Annotated in this window: 9 protein-coding genes and 1 pseudogene; 3 read left to right on the plus strand and 7 right to left on the minus strand. The window is 47.6% G+C overall.

Features of this window, described 5'->3' with window-relative positions:
- Positions 1 to 17: 17 nt before the first annotated feature.
- The 6 genes from MZO40_RS13265 to MZO40_RS13290 all read right to left on the minus strand — a co-directional run bounded on the left by MZO40_RS13265 (position 18) and on the right by MZO40_RS13290 (position 8,535).
- Positions 18 to 3,668: a bacterial Ig-like domain-containing protein gene (locus MZO40_RS13265; RefSeq protein WP_122217701.1), complete on the minus strand. Its 3,651-nt coding sequence runs from the start codon at positions 3,666 to 3,668 to the stop codon at positions 18 to 20.
- A gap of 656 nt (positions 3,669 to 4,324) precedes the next feature.
- Positions 4,325 to 4,636: a DNA-binding transcriptional regulator gene (locus tag MZO40_RS13270; RefSeq protein ID WP_105962102.1), complete on the minus strand. Its 312-nt coding sequence runs from the start codon at positions 4,634 to 4,636 to the stop codon at positions 4,325 to 4,327.
- A 211-nt stretch (positions 4,637 to 4,847) separates the two neighbouring features.
- On the minus strand, positions 4,848 to 5,789 hold the full coding sequence (locus MZO40_RS13275) for a metal ABC transporter solute-binding protein, Zn/Mn family (RefSeq protein ID WP_105962101.1): 942 nt from the start codon (positions 5,787 to 5,789) through the stop codon (positions 4,848 to 4,850).
- Complete coding sequence (locus MZO40_RS13280) at positions 5,786 to 6,658, minus strand: metal ABC transporter permease (protein ID WP_050338948.1); 873 nt, start codon at positions 6,656 to 6,658, stop codon at positions 5,786 to 5,788. Before MZO40_RS13280 ends, MZO40_RS13275 begins: the two co-directional genes overlap by 4 nt.
- On the minus strand, positions 6,658 to 7,395 hold the full coding sequence (locus tag MZO40_RS13285) for a metal ABC transporter ATP-binding protein (RefSeq protein WP_050338949.1): 738 nt from the start codon (positions 7,393 to 7,395) through the stop codon (positions 6,658 to 6,660). The genes MZO40_RS13280 and MZO40_RS13285 overlap by 1 nt, the downstream gene beginning before the upstream one ends.
- A 297-nt stretch (positions 7,396 to 7,692) precedes the next feature.
- Positions 7,693 to 8,535 (minus strand): triphosphoribosyl-dephospho-CoA synthase, encoded by an 843-nt coding sequence (locus MZO40_RS13290; protein ID WP_252133331.1) that lies wholly within the window; start codon positions 8,533 to 8,535, stop codon positions 7,693 to 7,695.
- Positions 8,536 to 8,846: 311 nt separating this feature from the next.
- Between MZO40_RS13290 and MZO40_RS13295 the strand changes: the two genes are divergently transcribed.
- The 3 genes from MZO40_RS13295 (at position 8,847) to ttdB (ending at position 11,662) form a co-directional block, all read left to right on the plus strand.
- Positions 8,847 to 9,863, plus strand: coding sequence for an AraC family transcriptional regulator (locus MZO40_RS13295; RefSeq protein ID WP_101873871.1), 1,017 nt, complete (start codon positions 8,847 to 8,849; stop codon positions 9,861 to 9,863).
- Between the two features lie 258 nt (positions 9,864 to 10,121).
- Positions 10,122 to 11,054 carry a L(+)-tartrate dehydratase subunit alpha gene (ttdA, locus tag MZO40_RS13300; protein WP_050338952.1) on the plus strand — a complete coding sequence of 311 codons (933 nt, stop codon included), beginning with the start codon at positions 10,122 to 10,124 and terminating at the stop codon, positions 11,052 to 11,054.
- Positions 11,051 to 11,662 carry a L(+)-tartrate dehydratase subunit beta gene (gene ttdB, locus MZO40_RS13305; RefSeq protein WP_021337901.1) on the plus strand — a complete coding sequence of 204 codons (612 nt, stop codon included), beginning with the start codon at positions 11,051 to 11,053 and terminating at the stop codon, positions 11,660 to 11,662. Before ttdA ends, ttdB begins: the two co-directional genes overlap by 4 nt.
- 350 nt (positions 11,663 to 12,012) lie before the next feature.
- On the opposite strand, the pseudogene MZO40_RS13310 reads toward ttdB, so the two are convergent.
- Positions 12,013 to 12,120, minus strand: a pseudogene (locus MZO40_RS13310) (IS5/IS1182 family transposase); the annotation flags it as partial.

A 12,120-nucleotide genomic window follows, 5' to 3' on the forward strand; every position in this document is an offset into this window, starting at 1 on the left:
TGCTTAAAGACCCTTTGTTAATTGTTGTGGCGCCGCCGTTTAGTGAAGCCTAACGCGCCGACCAGTCCAATTAGCCCGGCCATGAGTGCGGCCCACTCGAACGATGCTTCAGCCGTTTGTGGTAGTTTTGCTTGCCTTTTCGCTTGGGCATGATCTACGCCCGCAACCGCACTTGCTGCCGCCGGTTGGATTTTAGCCTTCGCAATTGCCTCAGTCGCTGGTGTCACCTGATGTTTAGACGTCAAACTTACGCGCTGCTGAGATTGACTTGGTTGCGTCGCTGGACGAGCTTGATTGGACCCGGTATTGTCGTTATCGCCATTTGAGCCAGCATTGCCGCTCAAATCTGGCTTATCAATAACATCGGCCTCACCATCATCAATGACCGGTTGCTTATCAGGATTCGTCGTGTCGACATTATCATCAGGATTGGTCGTATCACCACCGTTACCCGGGTCAGTAATGCCATCACCTTCGCCGGGGTCAGTTGTACCACCGCCATCACCGGGGTCAGTTGTACCACCGCCATCACCTGGATTGGTCGTGCCGCCACCGTTGCCGGGGTCAGTTGTACCACCGCCATCGCCGGGGTCAGTCGTGCCGCCACCATCACCGGGGTCAGTCGTGCCGCCACCATCATCCGGGTCGGTTGGGTCTTCAACAACGGTGATGAAGGCCGTTTCGGTTAACACATTACCGACTGCATCCGTATACGTGTAAGTCACTGGATACACCCCGGCAACACTCGTATCTACCGATTTAGTCACCGTTAGCTGATCAATACCAACCGCTTCACCGTTCTGATTAGTGACCTGAACAAGGTTGTCGCCAGCTTGCCAAACGCTACCGACCTTAATTTGGCTATTTTTCACCTGCAGCACTGCTTGCGAAGCAATCACATTAACAGTGGCCGTTCCAGTAATTAAGTTGCCGGCAGCATCGACGTAACTTAACTGCAAGGCATACTGACCTGGAACTTGCAGATTCGGCTTCAAATCAGCTGTCACCTCAGACACGTCGGCCTCAGAAAGCGGTTGTCCATCACTCATCAAGCTCTTGGACCAGTCCACACTATCACTTAGCGTCCAATCAGCTACTGGACCAGCGATAAGGGTGACATCCCGACCAACCAACTGAGCCTGTGATTTGGTTGTTGTCACAACTGCACTGACCTGTTGTGTGCGCCCAAGGTCGTCCACATATGCCAAGATAACGGTTTGCGGCTGACCAATGAATTCGGGGCTCAGATTAGGTGCACTAATGACGTTAATCGTTGCTTGATCAACCTCAACCGGATTGCCTAAACTATCCGTCACGCCGGCAACACTCATCCCGTAGTGCCACTGTGCGTTTGGTCCGGCGACCAATTGAACAGGCGCCGTCTTCAGTTCAGCTAAATCAACCGTAACCATGGCTATTGCGGTTACTTTATTACCTACCGCATCCGTATAGGTCAATGTAATTGCTTGTGGTCCCGCCTGCGTTTTGTCGATTGGCGTCATGGCAACGTTGTTAACATCGGTCACGACCTGGCCATTCGCATCGGTAACTTGCCGAACTAAATCCGCTACTGACAGCTTGGCAACGTCTTGCGGCCAAACCTTCTGTGGGGCTTTGGCCGTAATGTTAGCTTGGCTTGCCACCACTTTGACGAGGGCCGTTGCCGTCAGTTCGTTGCCTTGATTATCCGTATAGGTGAACGTCACGTTCTGAACGCCCGCAGTGGCTAAGTCTGGCAAGCTCGTCACGTTCTTAATGGACAAATCGCCCCAAGCACTGGACTCAATGGCGTTGCCATCATAGTCTGTCACACTGGCAATATGCGCCAGATAATTCCAACTCGCATCGGGTCCCATCACAACTTCGCTCGGGTTAAAGGTCAGCTGAGCTTTAGAACTCGTCACCGGCTGATAAACAAGTGCACCGGCAGCGATGTTAAAATAGTCGATTGGATTACCCGCAGCATCCGTATAATAGCGCTTCCAAATTCCGTCCGCATAATAAAAGGTTCCATAAATCAAGTAGCCATTATTGACTTTCGGATTAACCAACGTGTATTTCCAAACTTCATGAGTGGTACCATCGGCATCAGTGACGGTCGCCAGGTGCGCGTCGGCCTGCACGAGTTTGCCATTGGCGGTGCCATCATCTTGATAGTACCGCGCCGTATAATTCAATGATTCACCTTGAAGCCCCGTCAGCTCTGAGGTAACCTCGACGGTGTCCCCGGGTCGATAGGAGACCTTATTCTGGAGATAAATATTCTCAAAAAGACCAGTAACTTGCCCGTCCGTGGTTGGCACCAGCGATTTCAAAGCACTAAAATCACTGATTCGATTACCCGAAAATCCAATCATTTGCGATGCCTTGCCGCTGTTTTCAATGGCGGCTTTAACAAACGGAACCAAGATATTAAACTGGCGATTCGTCATCCCGTACGGATTGGATAGGTATTTGTTTGGTGAGGAAAATTCCAAATTATGGATTTGACTCGGATCCAAGGCAGCAAGCAGCTGTAATTGCTCATCAGTCACGGCGCCCCAATAAAAGGTGTACAAGTTGAGATCATACAATTGAACGCTTTGTAGTGGTGAAAAGTCAAATTGCGGTATTTCCCGATAATTCGCCGCAATTTGCACCGTCACGCTCGTCGTGGTGCCAGCTGGCAAGTTAGCCAATAGCTGCAATCCCTGTAAACTGGTCACTGGTTGATAATCGCCAGTACCGTCACTATTCCACTTAACTGCCTGAACTTTGAAATCTGCGTTTTTGTATGCTTTGATGGTATTGACCGTCAGTTTGTCTTGAGCCGTTAATCCAAGGCCGCTACGAACAGCGGTCAACAAATTGGCATCAGCAAATTGAGAGCTAACATCCTCATCATCGACATCGGTCGCAGCTGCGATGGTTGGCGTCGTGGTTTCTGATTGTTTGACAGTCGATGTGGCATTGCTGCCCGTTGTAGTTGAATTGGTGGCTGATTGGGTTGACTGGTTCGGCTGCTCAGCGGTATTATTCGCTGACGTTTTCGTAGTTAGCTTAGTGCTCGTATCTGATACTGTTTCCGTAGTCTGCTTCGTGTTCGATGTCGTGCCCGTTGTTTGCTTAGTGCTTGTGGCCGATGTCGTTTTAGTGGTTTGAGTAGCCTTTGTATTCTGTGCCTTGTCCACTGTTTGTTCAGTGTTCGTGTTCGATGTCGTTCCTGCGGTTTGTTCAGTGCTCAAGTTAGCCACTGTAGCAGTCGATTTATCAGCTACAGCAGTTGTCTGCGTTACACTAGTCTGCTGATTTGATTGTTCAGCTGTTGCCGCCGTTGACTGAGTTTTTGCAGCCACGGCCTCAGCATTTTGAGTTGTATTAGCTTTCTGCCCGGTATTTTCAGCAGTCGTAGTGACTTGAGTGATCGACTGATTTTCGGTTTCATCCGTCGCGGATGATTTCGTCGTCACCGCCGTATTATTTGCTGAACCCTTCAAAGCCACTGTGTTACCAGTGCTTGTTGATGTGGCAGACACGCTAGTTTGAGCTGCTGTCACAGCATCATTCGTATCTGCGTGTCCGATTATCGGACTTACCCCAGCGCCAAAAACCATGATCCCCGCTACAACCCAAAAGCGTCCACTTTTGTACATCTTATAATACCGTTTTTGTTCCTGTAATCGTTGCATTCTTGCACTACCCCCCGAGTAATTACCAAATCCGAAGCAACCAACAACTGTTCGTCAAGCTCCTAAACCCCTCCTCAATAGGAAAACGCTGACAGGCAATTATCATGACATTTGATTACAATATTAATAAAGCAGAAACATTGTTATCGTGTTTAACTATCTATGTACTACTATTACAGATTTTATATATTTAAGCAAGGATAATTGTATGCTTCTATAAACAAAATTAAAGCGCTGTCACAGTTTTCGTTTCGAATATTAGGCGCTACCAACTTAAGACTACCTGGCTTCAATGGCGCTGACTGCCGTGTTATGCGCGTTTAGCATCCGTAATTTGATATTAATAAATTGATAAAAAATTGGGAATCAATATTGAAATAGCAGTTTGTTAACCTTCTTCATTAATCGGCAACACGCCTTAATAAACGGGATTGGTAAACAGCCTCTGATGCATCTCCTTGCGTATCATCATTCCAGTTTCTTCTGAGTGCATGCTTGTTTAATATCAGTTGTCTCGTCCCACACATGTCACGTGAGTTGTGGCTTGGATAATGCCGATGAACGACAATTTCTGAAAACGGGACGAAAAAAAGCCTAGCAATGTAGGCAAGCCTTAAACCTCGACTTATCTACCTTGCTAGGCATATCTATCCAAGCTAATCACCAATTAATAGCTCAATAACGCTCGGGTCTTTTTGAATAACTTCTAACAACCGACAAGCGGTTCGACTAGGACGTGAACGACCAATTTCCCATGCTTTAACCGTGCGTGGCGAGACCGCCAAGACTGCGGCTAGCAACAGTTGGCTCAAGTCAACCGCCTTGCGAATGGCCTTGATCTCTTGGGCTGAATACTGTGGCGCCGATTGACTACTAACCTCATGGATAGAAACATGTGAATAATCACCATCTAGGGCGGCCATCATCTGGTCAACACTGTGTTCTAAATGCGATTGCTTTTCTGTCATAACAAGAACCCCTTCCGTTGTAACTGTTGAGCGAATTTTAGTTTAACCTGTTCAGCTTGAGCTAGTGACACTTGATCATACTTCCCGTAAATCCCAAAAATACCCCTATCCAAGGTAGACAAACGTTAATTGTTAGCCTATCACCCTCGGTAGGAGTATTCCTTGTATCGTTAATGATTAATTAATTGCACTGAGCTCACCGCCGTTGTACTTACGACCGAGTCAGTCCAGCATAAATCTTATCTAGGTTCCACTTCAACATCGAATAATACGTATCGCCTGGTTTACCCTCAGCGGCCAATGAATCGGTAAAAATCGTGCTGGCAACTGGGATTCCAGTCTCCTGCGACAGTTTGTTCATTGATTTCGGCGAGACCGAAGATTCGACGAATAAACTCCGAACCTGGGTCCCTTCAATCTTCTTCAAAGCTGTTCGCATTTGGGCTGGTGTTCCCTGTGATTCCGTGTTCACTTCCCAAATATAGGCAGCGGGCACATGGTAGGCCGCTGAGAAATATTTGAATGCACCTTCTGAAGTGACCAACAACCGTTGGGAAGCCGGGATTTGTTTGAACTTCGTCTGTGCGGTTTCGTGTAAACGTGTCAGCTTAGCCACGTAACGGTCCGTATTTTTTTGATACTGAGCGGCATGTTTGGGATCCTTGGCTTGCAAGGTCCGATTAATATTCTTCACATACTGAATCCCATTGGCGAGATTCAACCAAGCGTGGGGGTCCGGTTCGTTCACGTTCGTCGTCAAATACTTCACTTTGATGCCTTTACTTGCCGCAAAGACGTCGTGGTCAAAATCTTTCTTCGAGGACGTCACTAGCTTCTTAAACCAACCATTCCCACCGGTTTCCAGATTTAAGCCGTTGTAGAAAATCACATCAGCTTCGGCAGTCGCCGCAATATCGGTTGGACGTGGTTCATACTCATGCGGGTCCGTTCCCCGCTTGACAATACTATAGTTCTGAACGTACTGGCCACCGACATTTTTGACCATATCATCTAAGATTGAGTTGGTGCTGACGACTCGGAGCTTGGCACTCGTCGTCGTTGCACGGGCATTTTGTTGACGTTGGTTCAAGAAAAATGCCATTCCAGTAATCATTGCAATCACACCCACGAGGGCAATTAATTTCGTCTTCATGCAGTTACCCGCCGCGCTGCGGCTTGCCCTTTCCATAACGTTGGCAAGAGTGCTTGCTTTGGTGACACAATGAATGAGATGCCAAAGAAGATTGCGGCCACTAACACGATTGCAGGACCCGATGCCCAGTTAAAGGTGTAGCTGAGGTACAGCCCGACTACTGAAGACAAGACCCCAATCAATGCGGACAAACCTAACATGATTGCTAAGCGTTCTGTCCATAGAAAGGCGGTTGCCGCCGGTGTAATCAACATGGCGACCACTAGAATAATCCCAACCGTTTGCAATGCCGAGACCGTCACTAATGTTAAGACGAGCATTAAGGCGTAGTGCAGCAGTTGCACTTTCAAGCCGTACGTCTTAGCGAAAGTCGGGTCAAAGGACGTAATCAAGAGTTCTTTATAGAAGAAGACAACGAATAAAATCACTAAGCCTAATACGACCGTCGTTGTCATCATATCAGTATCACTAACAGCTAAAATATTACCAAACAGAATGTGGTGTAAGTTAGTTGAACTTTCAGCTAACGAGATCAAAATGAACCCCAGTGCATAAAAGGCACTAAAGACGATCCCAATCGACGTATCCGTCTTAATCTTACTGCGACTCGCGACAAAGCCAATCAGTCCTGCGGCAAGAATTCCGAAGACGGAGGCCCCAATCATCACGTTGATGCCTAGCATGTAGGCAACGGCCACTCCAGGTAGCACGGCATGTGAGATGGCATCCCCCATCATCGACATGCCGCGTAAGATAATAAAGCTTCCAATGATTCCAGACATGACACCAACCATGATGGCGGTAATCAGGGCGCTTTGCAGGAAATCATACTTCCCTAGCGCCGCAATAAAAGTTGTAATTGATTGCATTATTGTTGACCCTCCTTCGTAAACAGTACGGCCGAAAGATCAGCGCTAAACGTGCGTTCAATATTGGCAGGCGTGTAAACGTCATCCACGGGACCATAATCAACGATGCCGTGATTCAAGATGACCAAGTCATCAAAGTAGCGTGAGACTTTGTTTAAATCATGATGGACGACAATGATCATCTTGCCAGCGTCACGCCACTGGTGCAAGATCGTCATGATAGCCGTCTCACTCTGTAAATCAATGCCAACAAACGGTTCATCCAAAATAATAATATCTGCTTCTTGGACGAGGGCACGCGCAACGAACACCCGTTGCAACTGTCCCCCTGACAATTGGCTGATTTGGCGGTCCGCTAAATCAGTCAGAGCTAGCTGTTCAAGGGCAGCTTGGCACCGAGCGCGGTCAGCCTTGCTCGGTTCTCTAAAGAGGCCCAGTTTGCCATAGGTCCCGGTCAAAACGACATCAAAAACATTGATTGGGAAAGTTAAATCGAGATCCTTACGTTGTTCAACGTAGGCAATCTGTTTTTGAAATTGTTTTAGCGCACGACCTTGATATTCGACGGTTCCAGATTGGGACTTGATCAAGCCTAACATGGCTTTGATCATTGTTGATTTGCCCGCACCGTTGGGACCAATGATTCCAGTAATTTTGCCGGCGTTAAAGTTAACGGCAACATCAGTAAAGACTGGTGTGTCACTGTATGCCACGGTGAGGTTTTGTACTTTTAGCATCAAATTTCCTCCGTTCATCGCGGTAGTCGGTTTTCTACATCGTCATAAGCATACCTGATAATTAACCGTAATGCAAACAATTGTTAGGTGCAGTTAACTTTTTTAATATTTAGCATTAAATTTTTCGTAATTGCAATTCTATGTTAGTGATAACAACTAGGTCTATCGTGGCTGGTTCTAGCTCACATCCGCATGAATCGCCCACTCCATTTTAACAATCAACAGCCGCCAAAAATCCACTCACATAAATATTGGATATTAAAAAAGCGTCATCGCCAACCGCAATGACACTCATGATTATGCTAATATTCCAGCCTCAAGTCCCAGAAAAATCGTCAGAATCAGTAAGTCAGCTGACCCACCAAGACTATAATTATGCGCCAGAAATTCCTGATTGAGATCCCGTAAGAAAGCCATTCCGGCTGACGTTTGGCTACCGCCCAATTCAAAATACTTAGCAGCCTGCGCGTGCGCCCAATCAACGACGTGCGAATCATTGGCTCGTTTGACCAAATTCGTATCGACCGTTGCCTGAACGATGGCCATCAGCGTATCTAACAACCGCTGATTGATGGTGCCCTGGCTTCGCTTGAGGGCCGGCAACGCCACCTGCATGACTGTCGGGTAACCGGCTTCCGCCTCGCCACGAATCCCTTTGATGCCGTATGTCAAATACTGCCGTTCTCCCGCTGTCAACGCCGATGGGTCCTTGTCAGCTAACCCACTAAAGTCGTTAGCCCTCAGCCCCGTTAACATCGCTTGGACAATGGACGCCAATGACTTTGCGGGCTGTTGTTGCTGATAAGCAGCGGCTGTCACCAACACGCCCAGTGAAAATACGGCGCCTTTATGGGTATTGACACCATGCGTCGCCGTAAACATCGTCTGCTCAGCTTCAATGCCAACGTTCCGAATCTGCTGAAACAAACCAGTCAGGTCGGCATCGGTATAAGTCGCGCCAGCACTTGCACAAGCCTTAAAATAAGGTTCCAGGCTCAGGGCACTATCGATGAACATAAACGCGTTCATATCAGGATGCGGTCCCGCCGACACGGGATCGACCAAGCCCGGCTTCGGGGTGACCGTCACTTCATACAATAAGGCACGCAAGGCGTGATTGACAATTTGTTGTTGCGTCACAATTTTCCCACCATTTCATTATTAATTATTAATTACTCGCCATTTCAAAATTTGATTGGCCAAACGCACTGTCACACTAACATTGCTAGTTTGCGCCAGTAACCTTGGTAGCGACGCTCAGCCATTGTTCAGTCGGCTTTTTATCTCGGCCAACCTTGCCCGCTAAAATCCAGCGTATCTCTATCATAACGTACGATGGGCCTTTGATACCAGTTCCTTTTCTGATGACACTGTTCAAATCATCTCAAAACATGTAAGCTAAAGTAAACGGATTCATGATTTTATCCAATGATCCTCGGAGGTGATTTTTAATGCTATCCAACCAACACTTTCAATCGACACCCGCGGTAAACTTCGATTTGCTCGCCTATACGATTGGTAGTTACCACTACAATTGGCATCCGCAAATCGAATTATTCTGGCTACTACAAGGCCACGTGGAAGTCAACGTTGACGGCCGCCGGTATGATTTAAAAGCCAACGACTTAATTTTAATCAACGCCAACTGCGGTCACGCCACGTTTGCCCTGGATCCAGAATGTCTGGCGCTGCGCTTACATATCGCCCCTGCATTCTACACCAGCCAAGGACTCGACTTGTCACACGGGGCGTTTCACCTAAACAGCGTGACGACACCGCAACATCGCGACTACCAGACCATCCGGCAAATTCTGGCACAGCTCTATACCGGACTGCATCAATCAAATTGGTCCGCATTCGAGCTAAACGCAGCCTATTTCCAGCTGACCAACTTGTTACATCATGACTTTTTTGACACTCAGGCAACGATTGCCTATCCGCAGCCGAAAAAGCAAAGCTCGCTCAGCCGGGTCATCGACAATCTCAATCAGCACTACGATCAGCCCGTCACGCTCGAATCGGCAGCCGCCATCAGTCACTACTCCACGGCCTATTTGTCCCGTATTTTTAAAGCCGAACTCGGCATCAATTTTTACGAATACCTGACGCGTTGCCGCTTGCAACATGCGATTGCCGACTTGGAGGACCCTAATCGAAAAATTGCAGACGTTGCACTCAAAAATGGGTTCCAAGAGGTCAAGTCATTTAATTTGATGTTCAAACGGCATTTCGGTCAGACGCCTTCGAACTACCGCGAGCACCTTTCTCAAGGGCCGCGCTCAGCATTCAAACAACCACTGACACCCACGCAAACCGCCTGGGTCCAAGCACAAATGACGCACTGGGCGCAACTGGCAACGGTCGATCAACTGAGTGCCTGTGAGAGTTGTGCTTACAAATTACACTTTGAAGAATACCAAGCACTCAAAACTAAGGTCGCACAATTAAAAAATCTGCTCAATCAATAATTAATGGCATAACAATTTTTGTGATAATGATTGGTCACACTTGGTGGTTTGAAATATGAATTTATTGCTCAGTACCAGTCTAATTCAGCATTTACAACTGAATTAGACTGGTACTTTTTTGTCATACCACATGCCAAATTTGGTTGATTGCGTGTTTTTTCACAACGCCTCGTGTCATCGAAGTCATCATCTAGCGGTTAGTCTGCGTGCCCAGGGTTGCTTACAATGAAGCTGTAAATTGATAGGAGGAAATCAACCATGGATACAATGACTTACGACTATACCGAACCCACACTATCGACCAAGGGGCAGCGGATGCGTGACATCTTGGCCGACTACATTGCCCTCATCAGTCACCGTTTACCCGATGACGTGACGGCCAAACTCGAAGAACTCAGCAAAATTGAAGTCGATCCCTTACAAAAGCTCGTTTACGATACGATGATGGAAAATCAGTTACTCGCCAACAAGCTGCAGCGACCGAGCTGTCAAGATACGGGGGCGTTACAATTCTTCATCAAATGTGGCGCCCAATTCCCGTTACTCGGCGAATTGAACCAGATTTTAAAGGATGCCGTTTATCGTGGCACGAAGAAGGCGCCACTACGGCACAACGCCGTTCAAACGTTCGACGAATACAATACTGGCATGAATATTGGTGACGGTATCCCGTCGATTTTCTTACAAGTCGACGGCAACGGTACGGACATTTCAATGTACGTTTACATGGCCGGTGGTGGTTGTACCTTGCCTGGTGCTGCCAAAGTGCTGATGCCTGGTGAAGGCTACGAAGGCGTCGTTCGGTTTGTCATGGATCGCATGACGAGCTACGGTATCAATGCTTGCCCACCACTACTCGTCGGCGTCGGCGTGGCGACCTCCGTTGAGACCGCCGCGTTGAATTCCAAACTCGCTTTGATGCGCCGCGTCGATAGTGAGAATCCCAATGCGAACGCCGCTAAGTTGGAACACCTCTTGGAAGACGGCATCAACCACATTGGTCTCGGACCACAAGGCTTTGGTGGTCAAAAATCGGTCATGGGCGTTAACGTTGAAAATACGGCCCGGCATCCATCAACGATCGGCGTCGCCGTCAGCACTGGTTGCTGGTCCCACCGGCGCGGTCTCATTAACTTTGACCAAGATTTAAATTACGAATTACCACTGAACAAAGGAGTCGAATTATCATGAAAACTTACCATTTAACTACGCCCATCTCAGATGACGACATCAAAGACATTCGAATCGGCGACATCGTCTACCTGACTGGTTCACTCACAACTTGTCGGGACGTCGCGCATCGTCGGTTAGTCGAAGAACACCGGCCGTTACCCGTCAACGTTACTGACCGGGCCATTTTACACGCTGGTCCAATCATCAAAGATCTTGGCGACGGCCACTATCAGATGGTAGCGGTCGGTCCAACCACGAGTATGCGAATGGAAAAATTCGAAGAAGCCTTTGTCAAGGAAACCCACGTTAAGTTGATCGTTGGTAAGGGTGGGATGGGCCCCGGGACAGAACGCGCCTGCAAAAAATATCACGCCCTCCATCTGGTTTATCCCGCAGGTAACGCGGTATACGCGGCGCTGCATGTTGAAAAAATCGTTGATGCACAGTGGAAGGACCTCGGCATGCCCGAAACACTCTGGGCTTGTGAAGTTAAAGACTTTGGCCCGCTGATCGTCTCGATCGATACGAACGGTGACAACTTATTTGAGAAGAACAAAGTCATTTTTAATGAACGCAAGGAAGCCGAAATCAAGAAAATCAACGAACAAGTCAAATTTATCAAATAAGGATTGCGCCCCCGTCACAGCGGCTGCCATCGCCGTGACGGGGGCGTCATTCAAAGGAGGTTATTTTTCATGATCAAGACAAGGCCATCATTTAAGAAGCTGTTTAGTATCTTTGATTTTGACCAAATAATTTGATAAAAAAAGGAGTGAGCGAAGCCCACGCTCACATTTAACTGCGCCTCCCGTTGGTCGTTGCTAAAATCAAGCCCACGGTTAGGAAACTTCGGTCACACCCTCAGGCAGAATTAAATAGCGTTAATAGCTGATCTGGCCCTTTCTATTGTTCTAACTGTCGTTATTTTGAAATCAAGCATACTACATCAAATCATGCTATAGCACTAAGAACCTGTTTAAAATCTTCTTAGGAGTAATACCAGAAACGCTAAGATAACCATTTGACGACTTGAATTGAGTTTACGCTCACAGTTCTTCCAAAGTCGTCGACATTTATCCAACCA

It is taken from the genome of Lactiplantibacillus sp. B652 (assembly GCF_023806745.1).
Lineage (GTDB): Bacteria > Bacillota > Bacilli > Lactobacillales > Lactobacillaceae > Lactiplantibacillus > Lactiplantibacillus pentosus.